We start from the raw sequence: 14,193 nt of genomic DNA, 5'->3' as shown, positions 1-14,193 counted from the left end.
GGGCTGCACTCCTGTGAGCTCGGCCATCAGCCGGGCAATGTGACCGCATCCGCGGAAAAAAGTTCACGGGTGGGTCGCGGGCCTGACCGGCCCCGTTTCCCATCCCGCCGGCGCTCCGGGCCGGGCCATCGCGCGGCTCCGGGCAACAACGCCCGGAACCGGCATGCCAGCCGGGAAAAACCGGCGGGATATCAAGAATTTAACCGCCGGCGCGGGATCATTTCCCCGGCCGTCGATCAACCCCTCTCCCGGATATGCGGATTTGACGCGGGTTAAACAACCTCGGGATGATAGCGGTCTTGTCCATACGTAAACGGATGGTCCGATCATGGCCGCAAACTTCGATGGGCTTCGATTCAGTCACTGGCAGACCGAACTGCGCAGCGACGGCATCGTCGTCCTCAGCTTCGACCGCCAGGGTGCCAGCGTCAACGCGTTCTCCCAGGACGCGTTGATCGAGCTGTCCGATCTGCTCGAACGCCTCGCCATCGACCCGCCCAAGGGGTTGGTGCTGCGCTCGGCCAAGAGCTCCGGTTTCATCGCCGGCGCGGACCTGAAGGAGTTCCAGGAATTCGATCGCCGCGGCACCGTCAACGACGCCATCCGTCGCGGCCAGACCGTGTTCCAGAAGCTGGCCGAACTGCCCTGCCCGACCGTCTCGGCCATCCACGGCTTCTGCATGGGCGGCGGCACCGAGATTTCGCTGGCCTGCCGCTATCGCGTGGCCTCCAGTGACGCGTCCACCCGCATCGGCCTGCCGGAGGTGAAGCTGGGCATCTTCCCGGGCTGGGGCGGCAGCGCGCGCCTGCCGCGGCTGATCGGCTCGCCCAAGGCGATGGACATGATGCTCACCGGCCGCACGCTGTCGGCCAGCGCCGCCCGCGCGATGGGCCTGGTGGACAAGGTGGTGGAGCCGGCGGTATTGCTGGACACCGCCATCGGCCTGATCCAGAACGGCGTGCAGCGTCCGTTCCAGCAGCGCTTCCTGGGCTGGATCAGCAACACCTGGATCGCGCGCAAGATCCTGGCGCCGCAGATGACCAAGCAGGTCGCCCGCAAGGCGCCGCGCGCGCACTACCCCGCGCCCTACGCGCTCATCAACACCTGGCAGCAATCCGGCGGCAAGGGCATCCAGGGCCGTCTGGACGCCGAGCGCAAGGCGGTGGTCAAGCTTGCATCCACTCCGACCGCGCGCAACCTGGTAAGGATTTTCTTCCTGACCGAGCGGCTCAAGGGCCTGGGTGGCAAGGACCACGGCATCCAGCGCGTGCACGTGGTCGGCGCCGGCGTGATGGGCGGCGACATCGCCGCGTGGTCGGCCTACAAGGGTTTCGAAGTCACCCTGCAGGATCGCGAGCAGCGCTTCATCGACGGCGCGATGACCCGCGCGCAGGAACTGTTCGCCAAGCGGGTGAAGGACGAAGCCAAGCGTCCGGCGGTGGCCGCGCGGCTGAAGAGCGACCTGGCCGGCGACGGCGTGCCGGAAGCGGATCTGGTGATCGAGGCGATCATCGAGAACCCGGAAGCCAAGCGCGATCTGTACCAGTCGGTCGAGCCGCGCCTGAAACCCGACGCGCTGCTGACCACCAACACCTCGTCCATTCCGTTGACCGAGCTGCGCGAGCACATCCAGCGACCGGCGCAGTTCGCCGGCCTGCACTACTTCAATCCGGTCGCGTTGATGCCGCTGGTGGAAATCATCCGCCACGACGCGATGGCGCCGGAGACCGAAAAGCGCCTGGCGGCGTTCTGCAAGGCCATCGACAAGCTGCCGGTGCCGGTCGCCGGCACGCCCGGCTTCCTGGTCAACCGCGTGCTGTTCCCGTACATGCTGGAAGCGGCCAACGCGTATGCCGAAGGCATTCCCGGCCCGGTCATCGACAAGGCGGCGGTGAAGTTCGGCATGCCGATGGGACCGATCGAACTGATCGACACCGTCGGCCTGGACGTGGCCGCCGGCGTAGGCATGGAACTGGCTCCGTTCCTCGGCCTCACGGTTCCCGCCGCCCTGGGCAACGTGGAATCCGGCAAGCGCGGCAAGAAGGACGGCCAGGGTCTGTACAAGTGGGAGAACGGCAAGCCGGTCAAGCCGGAGGTGCCGCAGGACTACAAGGCGCCGGAGGATCTGGAGGACCGCCTGATCCTGCCGCTGCTCAATGAAGCGGTGGCCTGCCTGCACGATGGCGTGGTGTCCGACGGCGATCTGCTGGATGCCGGCGTGATCTTCGGCACCGGTTTCGCGCCGTTCCGTGGCGGCCCCATCCAGTACATCCGCAGCACCGGCGCCGACACGCTGCTGGCCAGGCTCAAGGCCCTGCAAGCGCGCCACGGCGACCGCTTCGCCCCGCGTCCCGGCTGGGATTCGGAAGCGCTGCGGCAACCGGCCGCGTGACTCAAAAGAAAAGGCCGCGATGCGGCCTTTTTCTTTTCCGATCCCCCTTGTAGGNGGCTTTGGAATTGCCGGAAGTTCGACCGCTCCGTCTCCATGGCGAAAACGGTCGCGACTGACGTCGCTCCTACAGGCAGCATGCGGTGGCGGCTATGATCCGCCCGCATGAACCCACCCTCCTTCAATTGGCAGCCGCTGCTCGATCAATGGCAGCTCACCGTTGATGGCGACGCCTTCGCCACGCCCGGCAGCCAATTGCTGCCGGTGCGCTGGCAGGGCCGCCCCGCCATGCTCAAGCGCGCACTGACGCGGGAGGAAAAATCCGGCGGCGCATTGCTGCGCTGGTGGAACGGCGACGGCGCCGCACACGTCTATGCGCATGAAGGCGACACCCTGCTGATGGAACGCGCCACCGGCACGCGTGATCTGTTCGCGATGGCGCTGGACGGCCGGGACGATGAAGCCAGCCGCATCCTCTGCGCCACCCTCGCCCGCCTGCATGCGCCACGCGCCGCTCCGCCGCCTGCGCACCTGGTACCGCTGCGTCCGTGGTTTCGTTCGCTGGAAGCCGTGGCCGGAATCGATGCCCGCTTCGCGCGTTGCTGGACCATGGCGCTGGGGCTGCTGAACGATCCGCAGGATCCAGTGGTCCTGCACGGCGACATGCATCACCGCAACGTGTTGGACTTCGACGAGCGCGGCTGGCTCGCCATCGATCCCAAATGCGTCACCGGTGAACGCGGCTTCGACTACGCCAACCTGCTGACCAATCCGGACCTGCCCACCGTCACCCGGCCCGAACGCTTCCATCGTCAATTCGATGTGATTGCCGAGGCTGCGCGGTTGGAGCCGCAACGCCTGCTGCGTTGGGTGGTCGCCTTCGCCGGCCTGTCGGCGGCATGGTTCCTGGAGGATGAGGACGAACAGGGCATCGCCTCGGACTTCGCCGTCGCCGATCTGGCGCAAGCGATGCTGGACGGTTGAGAGGCATCCGTCTGCGGGTTTCGCGGGACGGGTGAAATATCCGCGGCCTGCCGGGTCACACCAGTCCGTGCTCGGCTTTCACAGGGTGGCGAGCGAGCCAGGACGGCAGGGCGAAGGAGCGCCCCCATCCGCCCTTCGGGCACCTTCCCCCGCAGCGCGGGGGAAGGGACTTTTACAGGCATCAGTGGCCTGCGCATCAGACCACTATCAACAGAAAAGACGCATGCATAAAACGGAGGCCAGCCCTCGCCCGGCGCTCCGATTCGGGTACGCTTGCGCCGTTCGTTCCCGTCCCCGTTCCGGGAGTCCGCATGTTCGATACCCCTCGGCACCGTCGCATCGCCGCTGTCGTCGCCTTGATTTACGTCGCCGTGCAATCGTTCCAGTGGTACGTGTTCGGGCATCTGCCGGGAGCCGGCGATCCCGTGCAGCAACTGTTGCAGGGGCCACATCCGCTCAACCTGGCGCGCGCGACCAGCATGCTGCTGTCGTTCTTCGGGCTGGCCTATCTGTTCCTGGTGGCCTGCGGTATCGCCTGGCGGCGCAATCCTGCACTGGCGGTGTTGGCGTTCCTCGGCTTCTTCGTGTTCTGCCTGCTGGAAGTCCAGTTGCGCGCGGTGGAGCTGTTCCATGTCTACCTGGCCCTGCCGGAGCAATACCGGGCCACCACCGACACGGCCGAACACGCACGCATCCTGGCCGCGCAGGGCAGCTTCCAGTCGGTGCAGTACGCGCTGTACTTCCCGCTGGGCCTGTCGTGGCTGCTGGGCAGCGTGCTGGCATGCCTCGCGCTGGGCCGCGACCGCATGCACTGGCTGGCGCTGTGGGCCTTCGGCCTGAATGCCGTGCGACTGTTCCTGCGGATGATCGACAGCTACCTCATCGGACCGAAGTTCGACGCGCTCTACGGCACACTCTACCTGCCGCTGGTCTATCTGAGCTTCGTGCCGCTGGCGATCTGGCTGTGGCGCCAGAAGTCATAGCGACGCTTCCCTTTCACAGAGATTCGGGAAATGGCATCGCCATGCCGTGCTCACCCAGCACGGTCTTGTAGTGATCCAGATAGGCCAGCAACGTATCGCGCAAGTCGGTGAGTTCATCCTGTGCTTCCGATGGAAGCACGCCACGCGCGGCCTCGCACGCCGCATCGGCACACTGGAACATCATGAACAATGCATCGCCCTGCACCAGCACGCCGGGATGCTTGCGACCGTGATGGCGCAGCACGACCGCGTTGGTGCGGTCGGAATAGATTTCCACGCGTTCCTCGTACATTCCCCCTCCCAAGGTCCTGTCGTTCCGGGCGCCCGTGTTGCGCCATTCAACATCCCATCGGCACCGCAAACACCAGTCGCGTCACCGGTTTCCAGCGACCGTCCACACGCGCTTCCACCTGGATTCTGATTTCGCTGATGGTCGAATACATCGGCGAGTCGGCCGGTGACTTGATGTCCTTGATGAGGCCCAGCCAATGCTCCGTGGTCTCCTGCGTGTCGCTCCCACCGGCCAATGCCTTGCGGGCGGCGACGCGGATTTCATCGGGAGTGGCCCGGGGAACGCATCCGGATTCCTCGTCGGTCGGTGTTGGCACGGTGAAACGGCGCCCGTCGGCGCTGCTGGCGACATGCCATTCCGATACGCAATGGCGGAAGTCGATCAGGTCCACATGCGGACCTTCTCCGCTGATGCCCAGGCTGGTTTCAAACTGCACGCGCACGCGGTACTCGCCACCCGGTCCGCCCCTGGGCGTCAGATTCAGGGTACCGCCGTAGATTTCATCGCCCGGTTCCAGGCTTTCTTCGATGCGCGCGCCGGGTGCGTCCCAGGTATAGGCGCCGGCGGACAGCTCGGGCGCGTTGAGGGTGATGCGGTCCAGCGACTGCACCGAAGCCGTGCCGCACAGGCCGGCCAGCAACCAGGCCACTCCCATGATCCATTGGTCCAACTTCCCTGTCATCGCCCGTCCCCCGCCGGTCGCGGCACTTTAGCCGAGCTGGAACGGGCGGACAATCCGCAGCAGCGGCGGCCTTTTCAGGGTGAACAGCCTTGGCGGGCGACGCTTCAGCGCCAGCTGTTCTTCCGGCTCGGCGGCGGCGGCTGGCTTTCGTCGAGGACGGGCACCAGCTTTCCCAGGCCAACACGGCTGAAATCCCCGGTACCGTGGAAATCGAGCTGGCCGAAGCTCTTCGCGTTCAGTGCGTCGCTGCCCAGAAACACTTCCTCGCCAACGACCAGCGGTCGGACCGTGCTGCACACCGTCTGCGGAATCCGCAGCACGCTGATGCCGGCCTGCTTCCACGCCACATCGGGGAGAATCCGGCGGACCACGGAACTGTCCACCCACACATCCACCGTATCGTTCGTGATCGAACGGCACTTCCCGATTCCAATGTCGAACGCCATGCAACCTCCTACTGGGCCGTACTTCTGAGAGTGAACAAATAGCCGCGCGCCATGAGCAGATCCCGCATCCGGGCTTCCGCGCCGTGCCGGTCGAACGTCTCGCCCACCCAGAGTCCATAGCTCGGGCGTCCCGGGTGCTCGCCGCCGCGCGCCTGCCGCGTCACGTTGATATCCAGCGAACCGCAGGCAGTCGCCCACATGACCCGCAACTCGTCCGGACCGACGGACTGCGCGGCGCCCACATGCAGGACAAACACCTGACGACGACCTCGGGACACGATGCATCCTTGGCCACAAGGCCATGAGTGTGTGCCGAAAGGAAGTGTGGTCGCCTTGGATGGATGGCGAGAATGAGCTGCCGCTCAGCAAGTCCTACACATATACGCTCTCGGGACGGGTCCTGCAAGAATCGAGGGGCCGAACTCACTCCTTTTTAACAAACAGCATCCTAGTTTTCAGGCATGGGGCCACGAGACATTCACATGCTCAGACTCAGCCAACCCAAGACACTGGAGGACGAATCCAGGCAGTTGTCTTTGCTCATCAAGAGCGTCACGGACTACGCCATCTACATGCTCGATCCCGAAGGCTACATCTGCTCCTGGAATCCGGGCGGCCAGCGCATCAAGGGTTATTCCGCGCGGGAAATCATCGGCGAGCATTTCTCCCGCTTCTACACGCCCGAGGACATCGCCGCCGAGGTTCCGCGCAACAATCTCCGCGCCGCCGCCGAACACGGCGGCCTCTCCGCCGAAGGCTGGCGCGTGCGCAAGGACGGCAGCCGGTTCCTGGCCAGCATCGTCATCGAACCCATCTGGGAGGATGGCGATTTGATCGGATTCGCCAAGGTCACGCGCGACGTGACCGAGCGGTATTCGGCGCAGAAGCGACTGGAGGAAGCGCGCGACGCCCTGCTCCAGGCGCAGAAGATGGAGGCCATCGGCAAGCTCACCCTCGGGCTGGCGCACGACTTCAACAACCTGCTCACGGTCATCCTCAACAGCCTGGACGTGATCGCGGCCAGGACGGTCGGCAACGACAACATCGCCTCGCCGCTGAAGGCCGCCATCCGCGCCTGCGACCGTGGCGCCCTGCTCACCCGCCAATTGCTGACCTTCGGACGCGGGCAGAACCTGCTTTCACAACCTACCCACCTGAGCGAACTCATTCGCAAGTCGGCCGACCTGTTCGAGCGTGCCTGCGCGGATCAGGTCAGCCTGCGCTTCGAGCTGTCCGCCCAACTCCCGCCCGTGCTGGTGGATCGGGCCCAACTGGAAGCCGCCATCCTCAATCTCGTCTGCAACAGCCGGGATGCCCTGTCCGGAAGCGGGAACATCGTCGTGAGGACATCCACCGGCCTGGTGAACAATCCCTTGCAGCCCGACAGCGAGCCCTCGCTGCACGTCTGCGCCGAGGTCAGCGATGACGGGCCCGGCATCCCCGTCGAGCTGCAAGCCAAGGTATTCGACCCCTTCTTCACAACCAAGGAGGTAGGAAAGGGGAGCGGCCTCGGACTCAGCCAGGTGTTCGGCCTGGCCACCCAGTCCGGCGGATTTGTCCAACTCGCCAGCAGTCCCGATCAAGGCGCCACGTTCCGCATCTGGTTGCCCGCAGGCATGGAGAAAGACGATGGAGAAGCTTCGCAGGATCCTGTTCGTTGAAGACGAACCCGATATCGCGGAAGTCGTGGCAGACGCCCTGTCTTCCGAAGGATTCGAAGTGTGCGTGGCCATCAATGGCCGCGCCGCGCTGGAACTGCTCCAGACCGGCATCCCGTTCGACTCGGTCATCACCGACGTGAGCATGCCGGACGGCGTCTCGGGCATCGATGTGGCCCACGAGGCCGCGCGGCTCAATCCCGCCGCGAAAATCATCGTCGCCTCCGGCCATCAGCTGGGGCATCTGCCGCAACTGCCGGAACGGTTCGAGTTCATTCCCAAGCCGTATCGGTTGGCGGGAATTCTGCATGCAATCAATTGACCAAACAGAGTTAGTCGTATAGTCCCAGAGGACAATCAACTGAAACTTTGCCCGTGGCATGGCGCGAATCGAAAATATCATTCACTGCTTCGGCACTACCTGGAAACGCACACCTTTTCGCCCAAAACAAGATGGTCTTGTGCCCCGCCAAGGGGCGGTGCCATCGCAATCGGCCAGACACAGACCTCAATTGATTGGGACAGAGCCCCAACGAACTCATGCGGAATCGGGCTGATTGCAATCCCCATGAAGATCCTGCCAGGGTTCCGATTCTTGTCACTTCCACAATCGATACACCCGGAGGCGATGGCTCTGCCGTCCGAATATCTCCACTGGATCGGATGGATATTTTTTCTCTGTTCCACATTCGCCTTGATGATCGAATGAAATGCCACCTCGACCTTGTTCTCGAGCTGCACGACGAGCATCGAATCCCGGCTTTCAATTTCGTACAAGGAGCGAACTTCATGAGGAAGGTACGGAGCGCGCGATGCGACATCGACGCAGAATACCGGCGTGCAGGCCAAGGGGTGCCTTACAGGCGGGGGCGTTGCCTGCACGCCTGCGAGCACACTCGAAGCGATCGCAACAATTGCAAGTGCATTGACCAGAGGGGAGCGACGAAACGGCATCCTACTTCCCTAGTTTCATAATTTTGTCGAGATCTTGCTTGCTACCTAGGCCATTATTCGCATCCTTCATGAAAGAAGTTTCGTGCGCACGCAAGATATTTCCTGACGTATTCGCCATTATTTGATCGGGACCAAAACCCTTCTTGTATCCAGCAAATTCCCTTGCGCCCGTTAGAGGATTCTTGGTCTCAAGATAGCCATCCGACTTCCGTGGATCACCCAGGCCTGGGACGAAATGGAGCGTGTCATGCAGAGTCGCACCCGCAACATCAGGGCGCATCGAGTCGATATGGGCTACGGAACCGTTGAACCCCGGTATGACACCCTCGCCTTTTGGAGTACGCAAATTTTGTCCTGGTGAAACATCCATCACATTCCCTAAAGGGTAGATATTCTTCGATAGGGGAATTATCTGGAACTTCGTTCCATCCTCAGTGACCAGTTTGCTTGCCGCCTTTACCTGACCTGCGATGAAATCTGGCGTTGCACCCGCTCCCTGATAGTAAACCGGAATCACCACCGTGTTGCCGTTTTGATAGGCAATCCTTCCGTCCGGATCAGTAAATCGATAAGGACTATTATTCGCATACCAATAGCGATTGAAATTAGTCCCGGTGATTGGGTTCACTTGTACCGGATCAACGGAAAGGAACCGCGCCCGCGCATTCCATGGAAATGCGCACAAGACGATAGCAGGAAGTGTCGGAAAGCATCTAACCATTACTGTTCCCTCCTGGCCTTTTCATTCTCAATCGACTTCATGTAATCCGCATCTTGCTCTTCCGTCCCAGGTGTCCAGCCCAATGCCTCGGCCTTGCCGAACCAGGCCAGATTCTCCTGGCTCAAGCGCTGGTAGTCCGCCAACTCTGCGGCGGGAATCTTCGCCGCATCCGGATAACGACGCACATAGCGCTCCTGCAACTGGAAGTAGTAGGCATTTGCCTTCCATACCAGCGCCACCGGGTCTTTCGGGTTCGCGGACAGGGCCATGTCGGTGACGGCCATCAGGTCGTCCGCCTGTTGGCCGGCACCGTAGTGCTCCATCAGCGAGCTGGCGATGACGCCCACGCCCTCACGGGGCGACAGGGGGCGTAGATAGATCCCATTCTGAATCGCCTTTTCGGAGATGCCGGTCTCGCGTTCGTAGCTGCTGTCGTACTTGAATCCCCCAGCCGTGGCCTCGACGTTGAGCCAGGCCTGTTGGGATTCATCGGCGAACTTCACCAGCACATGATTGGGTGCCGTCGCCAACGCGATAGGCAAGCCCAGGCGTTGGCCCAGAATAGCGAACAGGATGGGCATGGAGACGCAATTTCCCTTGCGCGTCGCCAGATAGACGGCCAGTTGCTTGTTCTTCGGGTTATGGCCCAAAGGATCGCCCAAGTCGTACGTGAACGGTTTTTCCTGGTTCCACGTGCCGGGCTCATATAGTGTCCGGAGCAATGCATCGAGCACCTGCCGCGGGGTCGCATTGGCCGGCACTTGGCTACGCACCGCCCGTTCCCAGCCGTCCAGTTCACGCATCACGGCGTCGGTGTCTGTTGCCGGTTCGATCAGCCTGTCCACTACCAGTTTGGCGTCGGCGTAGTCGATGCGCTCATCCTGCAGGGCGAATTGCGCGCGCAGGGATTCCAGGTCGTTCCCTGCCCACACCGGAAACATCCATGCCATCGCACACACGGCCAGACTCCACGCAAATCCCTTGCCACAGACTGAAATTCTCATACGTTCCCTGTCTCCCCAAGTCCCGGCATCCTAGCGCCGTGCGGAAACCCGTGTCCATTCGCATGCGCCAGGACAAACAAGTCCAACCGTCGTCATCCCCGCACCGGCGGCCGGCCGTCCTGGGCGGTCGAACAGCCTTGATAGGCAAGGTGCCCGCCAAGCCAAAACGAAGGCAGCGGTAAACCTGCCTCAGGGTGGCGCCGGCGCCCTCGGCGGCTCGATGGCCGGCGCATGCCGCGCCATCAGTTCCACCACCCAGTCGATGAATATGCGCAGCTTGCGGCTGACGTGCCGGCTGGGCGGGAACGCCAGATACAACGGCATCGCGTCGAGTTGCCAGTCCTCGAACAGCCGCACCAACTCGCCGCGCGCCGTCGGTCCGTTGGCCATGTATTGCGGCAGCCAAATCACCCCCAGGCCGGCCACCCCGGCGGCCAGATAGGCATTGCCGTCATCCACCGACAATACGTGGCGTCCCTGCACGCGCACCTCTTCCCCGTCCCGGCGCAGCGGGGACATCAAGGCACTGCGGATGCGCGAGCTGCGGTAGCCGACGATGCGGTGCCGGCCGTCTTCCAGTGCCTGCGGATGCGCCGGCGTGCCGTTGCGCGCGAGGTAGGCCGGTGCGGCATAGACGCCGAGCGGCAGATCGGCGAAATGACGGGCTCGCAGGGACGGGTCGGCGAGTTCGCCGCCGCGCACCACGCAGTCCACGTTCTCGTCGATCAAATCCACCTTGCGATCGCTCGCGCCCAGATCGAGTTGGATATCCGGATAGCGCGCGTGGAAATCCGGTAGCGCCGGCACCAGCACCAGACTGGCCAGCGGTGCGGGCACGTCCACGCGCAGGCGCCCGCGCGGCGATGCGGAAGCAGCGGACAGACTGGTCTCGGCGTCGTCCAGGTCGCCCAGCAGGCGCACCACCCGCTCGTAGTACGCGGCGCCGTCGGCGGTGACGTTGACCTTGCGCGTGGTGCGGTTCAGCAGCTTCACCCGCAGATGGGTTTCCAGTTGCTGCACCAGTTGGGTGACGCGGGTCTTGCTGGACTGCAAGGTCTCGGCCGCCTTGGTAAAACTGCCGGTTTCCACCACGCGGACGAAGGCCTGCATCGCATCGAGACGGTCCATGGGGGTTCCGGACGTTGGGATTGTTTGGATTCTACAAACAGTGATCCCGCGTTCGGCATGTTTATCGCTCCGGGGCGGCTACCTAGAGTGAGCGGCAGAAACCGGGCGCCGCCCCATCAGGAGATTTCCATGAGTACCCGTGATGTCGTCTTTCCCCCGGGCCGCCGTGCCCTGTACGAGCGCAACCGCTATTCCCCGGCGGTGCGTTCCAACGGTTTCCTGTTCGTGTCCGGGCAGGTCGGCAGCCGCGAGGACGGCTCGCCGGAGCCGGATTTCGAGGCGCAGGTCCGACTGGCGTTCGCCAATCTGGAAGCAACCCTGAAGGCCGGTGGCTGCGGGCTGGACGACATCGTCGACGTGATCACTTTCCATACCGATCCGGAGCACCAGTTCGACACCGTCATGCAGATCAAGAACGAAGTCTTTCCAGAAACGCCCTATCCCAACTGGACCGCGGTCGGCGTCAACTGGCTGGCGGGCTTCGATTTCGAGATCAAGGTGATTGCAAGGGTTTCCGGCTGAACCTGAGAGGATTCGATAGTTTCTCCGGGTCACTCGCGAACATCCGACAGCGGCCGAGTCATGCGAGCGCCGGGACGGCGGCAGCGCAGGTCCCGGAACTGGAAAGAGCGAGGACAGCCATGGAGGCCGCCGCCTCATCACCCACTGATATACTCCGCTCGGGAGATAGGGGGAGAATGGACGTGCGCAAGCGATCGGGTGTGGTGCTGGTGATGGTGGCCGGCGGTATATGCGCTGGCTTGCTCTGGGCTTCGCAGAGTTTGGCCGACTTCATTCGCCGGCCCTCCTCACGGTCCGATATTCCGGCTGGCGCGCTGTCCGACACGCGCGCTGGCAGGCGACTGGCCGTTGCTCGCCAGCCGCTCGCCGGCCGCCAGCCGCTTTTTGCTTACCGTTCCTCCAGCGCATGGACCAGCACTAGGGCAGGCGCGCACCGCCAGGCAGGCACCGCCTTCCCGTCGATGTCACCGGTGTCCCTGAAGCAACAGGGCTACTCGATGTCTGCGCCTGAGTTCCTCTCGGATCCAGCGACCGCCCGGGCGAACTCCATTGCCGTGGGCGACGTTTCCGGCGACGGAAGGGACGACCTCGTGTTCCTATCCCAGTACCCCGCACAAGACCCGGCGAATTACCGTACGGACATTTACGCCGCCTACCAGCGCGTCGATGGTCGCCTCGATGCGGCCGTCAAGATCGGGGAGACGGGCAACAATCTCGCATACCAGCTCCTGGTGGCCGATATGGACCGGGACGGTGTAGGGGACATTGTTACCGCCACCCTGGGTGGGGTAAAGGTGCTCCGGTCGAATGCGGATGGCACCTTTACGTCGAGTACCGCGGTGGCCGGTGACCCTTACGACTTGGTGGTGACCGACGTAGATCGCGACGGTCACCTCGATGTCCTCGTCGACTCGAGCAACACATCAGCAACCGTCGTCCATGGCGACGGCCATGGCGGAATCGCGCGCACCTCGACGCTGCCCTTGCCCTCCTCCGCGGTTCGCACGACAGGCGACGTCACTGGCGACGGCCTGGATGATCTCATTCTTGCCACAATCTTCAACAGGCCGCTGCAGGAATTTCATGTTTACCGGGCACTGGCATCAGGAGGCTACGCAGCGCCGGTGGTGATCTATCGGCCAAACGGCTCCAACCACGCAGGGTCACTCGCGGTCGGCGATTTCAACTCTGATGGTCGCGGCGACCTGGCGTGGGAGGAAGCGAAAGACTACGCAGATCTGCACCTGTATTTCCAGGATCCGCAAGGTAATCTCCCACTATCGAGTGTCGACATCCCCAGGAACAGAGGTAGCGGATCGCTGCTCGCCACCGACCTCGACCGCGATGGCCGGACCGATTTGGCGATCGCTCACACCGGATGGAGCTACGTCGGATATTACCTTCAGGCAGGTACTGGCTTCACACCCGAGACCCTCATTGATGCCTACCAATTTCATGGTCGGCTCAACTACTTCGCAACAGGCGACCTCAACCATGATGGGTGTGGCGATCTGGCTATCTCCCGATGGAGTCAGTCGCCGGTGCTGTTATTTGGCCAAGGATGCGGTGTCCGTCAGGCTGTTGCCGATTGCCGTCTGCCTCCAATGATGGCTGCACAGGCGGCTAGCTTGGTATCTCCACTCGTACGGCGTTAGTGCGGGGGCAACGTCGGAGAAGACATTTGCCTCTGAAACTCCCTGCCTTCCTGGACTTTCTGGTCGAGAAGCGCGACGCGCCCGCCGCCTGAGCGGGCCACGGACGCCTCGGCAGAACTCATGTCGGCGTTGGGGAAGGACCATGTCCAATGCCCGTGCTGGCCTTTCCTTCCTGCGAGACGAACTCCGGCAGCAAATCCGGTTACCCAGGCAGATTCGCGCGAATCAGGCGCGCGGTTTCCGCCAGTTGGGTAGTAGGAACGCGAACCCTGGCCAGACGCTGCGCATCCCCGCTCGGATCGTGCGGCGTCCCCCGTTGACGTCCGGCGCCATCGAAGGTCGCGAGTTGGGGCGGTCCGATGCCCCAGTCGCTGCCTTTCTGCCGGGGCACGACATGGAAATGGAAGTGCGGTGTTTCCTGTCCGCTGTAGACCCCGTTGTTCTGGAACGTCAGTATTCCAAGGGGCTGATATGTCCTGACCAGCGCCTCCGCGAGCCGCTTGGCCGACACCAGTACTTCCTCGCATTCCTGGCGGGAAAGATCGAGCAGCGTGGCGACATGCCGGCGCGTGATGACGCAACACTGGCCGACTTCGAATTGCCACGGATTGATCACGGTGAGCGTATGTTCGCCCTCATCGATGACCGCCCATCTGTCTTCGCGTCCCGCCGTTTCACAAAGATCGCAGGGGTCTCTTATGGGGAGTTCTATCAATCGCCCTCTCCTATCATTTCTTTAGCTCGACGAGACGGCGGCTGCATCCCGCCAGAAAGG

16 protein-coding genes are annotated in these 14,193 nt (G+C 63.1%); 7 read left to right on the top strand and 9 right to left on the bottom strand.

The annotated features are described in order from the left end of the window. The first annotated feature begins 328 nt into the window (after window positions 1-328). From ACTJI2_RS01235 to ACTJI2_RS01225, 3 genes are all read left to right on the top strand, one after another. On the top strand, window positions 329-2,392 hold the full coding sequence (locus ACTJI2_RS01235; RefSeq protein ID WP_183637521.1) for a 3-hydroxyacyl-CoA dehydrogenase NAD-binding domain-containing protein: 2,064 nt from the start codon (window positions 329-331) through the stop codon (window positions 2,390-2,392). Window positions 2,393-2,554: 162 nt separating this feature from the next. Further along, window positions 2,555-3,373: an aminoglycoside phosphotransferase family protein gene (locus ACTJI2_RS01230; RefSeq protein ID WP_440840812.1), complete on the top strand. Its 819-nt coding sequence runs from the start codon at window positions 2,555-2,557 to the stop codon at window positions 3,371-3,373. Window positions 3,374-3,684: 311 nt separating this feature from the next. After that, the gene (locus ACTJI2_RS01225) at window positions 3,685-4,356 is read left to right on the top strand and encodes a hypothetical protein (protein ID WP_440840811.1); all 672 of its coding nucleotides are present in this window, start codon (window positions 3,685-3,687) and stop codon (window positions 4,354-4,356) included. Window positions 4,357-4,369: 13 nt separating this feature from the next. On the opposite strand, the gene ACTJI2_RS01220 is transcribed toward ACTJI2_RS01225, so the two are convergent. The 4 genes from ACTJI2_RS01220 to ACTJI2_RS01205 form a co-directional block, all read right to left on the bottom strand. Next, the gene (locus ACTJI2_RS01220; RefSeq protein WP_318287360.1) at window positions 4,370-4,648 is read right to left on the bottom strand and encodes a DUF6959 family protein; all 279 of its coding nucleotides are present in this window, start codon (window positions 4,646-4,648) and stop codon (window positions 4,370-4,372) included. Between the two features lie 46 nt (window positions 4,649-4,694). Continuing rightward, entirely contained in the window at window positions 4,695-5,330 is a 636-nt protein-coding gene (locus tag ACTJI2_RS01215; RefSeq protein ID WP_440840810.1) for a hypothetical protein, read from the bottom strand. Window positions 5,331-5,434: 104 nt separating this feature from the next. Continuing rightward, window positions 5,435-5,776, bottom strand: a complete 342-nt coding sequence (locus ACTJI2_RS01210) for a hypothetical protein (protein ID WP_183637536.1) — start codon at window positions 5,774-5,776, stop codon at window positions 5,435-5,437. Window positions 5,777-5,784: 8 nt separating this feature from the next. Next, window positions 5,785-6,054, bottom strand: coding sequence for a hypothetical protein (locus ACTJI2_RS01205; RefSeq protein WP_183637538.1), 270 nt, complete (start codon window positions 6,052-6,054; stop codon window positions 5,785-5,787). A 204-nt stretch (window positions 6,055-6,258) separates the two neighbouring features. Here ACTJI2_RS01205 and ACTJI2_RS01200 point away from each other — a divergent pair, with 204 nt between their 5' ends. Together ACTJI2_RS01200 and ACTJI2_RS01195 are read left to right on the top strand one after the other, a co-directional pair. Then, entirely contained in the window at window positions 6,259-7,437 is a 1,179-nt protein-coding gene (locus ACTJI2_RS01200) for a two-component system sensor histidine kinase NtrB (protein ID WP_440840808.1), read from the top strand. Next, a complete protein-coding gene (locus ACTJI2_RS01195; protein ID WP_440840806.1) occupies window positions 7,406-7,756 on the top strand; it encodes a response regulator in 351 nt (116 codons plus the stop codon). Before ACTJI2_RS01200 ends, ACTJI2_RS01195 begins: the two co-directional genes overlap by 32 nt. 95 nt (window positions 7,757-7,851) lie before the next feature. On the opposite strand, the gene ACTJI2_RS01190 is transcribed toward ACTJI2_RS01195, so the two are convergent. The 4 genes from ACTJI2_RS01190 to ACTJI2_RS01175 all read right to left on the bottom strand — a co-directional run bounded on the left by ACTJI2_RS01190 (window position 7,852) and on the right by ACTJI2_RS01175 (window position 11,241). Then, window positions 7,852-8,388, bottom strand: coding sequence for a hypothetical protein (locus ACTJI2_RS01190; RefSeq protein ID WP_440840805.1), 537 nt, complete (start codon window positions 8,386-8,388; stop codon window positions 7,852-7,854). 1 nt (window position 8,389) lies between these two features. Continuing rightward, complete coding sequence (locus ACTJI2_RS01185) at window positions 8,390-9,016, bottom strand: hypothetical protein (RefSeq protein WP_440840804.1); 627 nt, start codon at window positions 9,014-9,016, stop codon at window positions 8,390-8,392. Between the two features lie 92 nt (window positions 9,017-9,108). Beyond that, window positions 9,109-10,059 carry a transglutaminase family protein gene (locus tag ACTJI2_RS01180; protein WP_440840803.1) on the bottom strand — a complete coding sequence of 317 codons (951 nt, stop codon included), beginning with the start codon at window positions 10,057-10,059 and terminating at the stop codon, window positions 9,109-9,111. Between the two features lie 243 nt (window positions 10,060-10,302). Further along, window positions 10,303-11,241, bottom strand: a complete 939-nt coding sequence (locus ACTJI2_RS01175) for a LysR substrate-binding domain-containing protein (protein WP_440840802.1) — start codon at window positions 11,239-11,241, stop codon at window positions 10,303-10,305. A 129-nt stretch (window positions 11,242-11,370) separates the two neighbouring features. Between ACTJI2_RS01175 and ACTJI2_RS01170 the strand changes: the two genes are divergently transcribed. After that, window positions 11,371-11,763: a RidA family protein gene (locus ACTJI2_RS01170; RefSeq protein WP_192198846.1), complete on the top strand. Its 393-nt coding sequence runs from the start codon at window positions 11,371-11,373 to the stop codon at window positions 11,761-11,763. Between the two features lie 176 nt (window positions 11,764-11,939). After that, window positions 11,940-13,418 (top strand): FG-GAP repeat domain-containing protein, encoded by a 1,479-nt coding sequence (locus ACTJI2_RS01165; protein ID WP_440840801.1) that lies wholly within the window; start codon window positions 11,940-11,942, stop codon window positions 13,416-13,418. Window positions 13,419-13,620: 202 nt separating this feature from the next. On the opposite strand, the gene ACTJI2_RS01160 is transcribed toward ACTJI2_RS01165, so the two are convergent. Continuing rightward, a complete protein-coding gene (locus ACTJI2_RS01160) occupies window positions 13,621-14,133 on the bottom strand; it encodes an HIT family protein (RefSeq protein WP_318287368.1) in 513 nt (170 codons plus the stop codon). Window positions 14,134-14,193: the final 60 nt, after the last annotated feature.

The organism is Pseudoxanthomonas sp. 22568, from assembly GCF_052044485.1.
GTDB classification, from domain to species: Bacteria; Pseudomonadota; Gammaproteobacteria; order Xanthomonadales; family Xanthomonadaceae; genus Pseudoxanthomonas_A; species Pseudoxanthomonas_A beigongshangi.
The sequence above is the reverse complement of the archived record's forward strand: the minus strand, read 5'-3'. Positions and strand labels throughout refer to the sequence as shown.

Excerpts from the sequence above, each read along its gene's own strand:
- ACTJI2_RS01235 (WP_183637521.1), top strand. The coding sequence starts at position 329 with ATGGCCGCAAACTTCGATGGGCTTCGATTCAGTCACTGGCAGACCGAA.
- ACTJI2_RS01230 (WP_440840812.1), top strand. The coding sequence starts at position 2,555 with ATGAACCCACCCTCCTTCAATTGGCAGCCGCTGCTCGATCAATGGCAG.
- ACTJI2_RS01225 (WP_440840811.1), top strand. The coding sequence starts at position 3,685 with ATGTTCGATACCCCTCGGCACCGTCGCATCGCCGCTGTCGTCGCCTTG.
- ACTJI2_RS01220 (WP_318287360.1), bottom strand. The coding sequence starts at position 4,648 with ATGTACGAGGAACGCGTGGAAATCTATTCCGACCGCACCAACGCGGTC.
- ACTJI2_RS01215 (WP_440840810.1), bottom strand. The coding sequence starts at position 5,330 with ATGACAGGGAAGTTGGACCAATGGATCATGGGAGTGGCCTGGTTGCTG.
- ACTJI2_RS01210 (WP_183637536.1), bottom strand. The coding sequence starts at position 5,776 with ATGGCGTTCGACATTGGAATCGGGAAGTGCCGTTCGATCACGAACGAT.
- ACTJI2_RS01200 (WP_440840808.1), top strand. The coding sequence starts at position 6,259 with ATGCTCAGACTCAGCCAACCCAAGACACTGGAGGACGAATCCAGGCAG.
- ACTJI2_RS01195 (WP_440840806.1), top strand. The coding sequence starts at position 7,406 with ATGGAGAAGCTTCGCAGGATCCTGTTCGTTGAAGACGAACCCGATATC.
- ACTJI2_RS01190 (WP_440840805.1), bottom strand. The coding sequence starts at position 8,388 with ATGCCGTTTCGTCGCTCCCCTCTGGTCAATGCACTTGCAATTGTTGCG.
- ACTJI2_RS01180 (WP_440840803.1), bottom strand. The coding sequence starts at position 10,059 with ATGGCATGGATGTTTCCGGTGTGGGCAGGGAACGACCTGGAATCCCTG.
- ACTJI2_RS01175 (WP_440840802.1), bottom strand. The coding sequence starts at position 11,241 with ATGGACCGTCTCGATGCGATGCAGGCCTTCGTCCGCGTGGTGGAAACC.
- ACTJI2_RS01170 (WP_192198846.1), top strand. The coding sequence starts at position 11,371 with ATGAGTACCCGTGATGTCGTCTTTCCCCCGGGCCGCCGTGCCCTGTAC.
- ACTJI2_RS01165 (WP_440840801.1), top strand. The coding sequence starts at position 11,940 with ATGGACGTGCGCAAGCGATCGGGTGTGGTGCTGGTGATGGTGGCCGGC.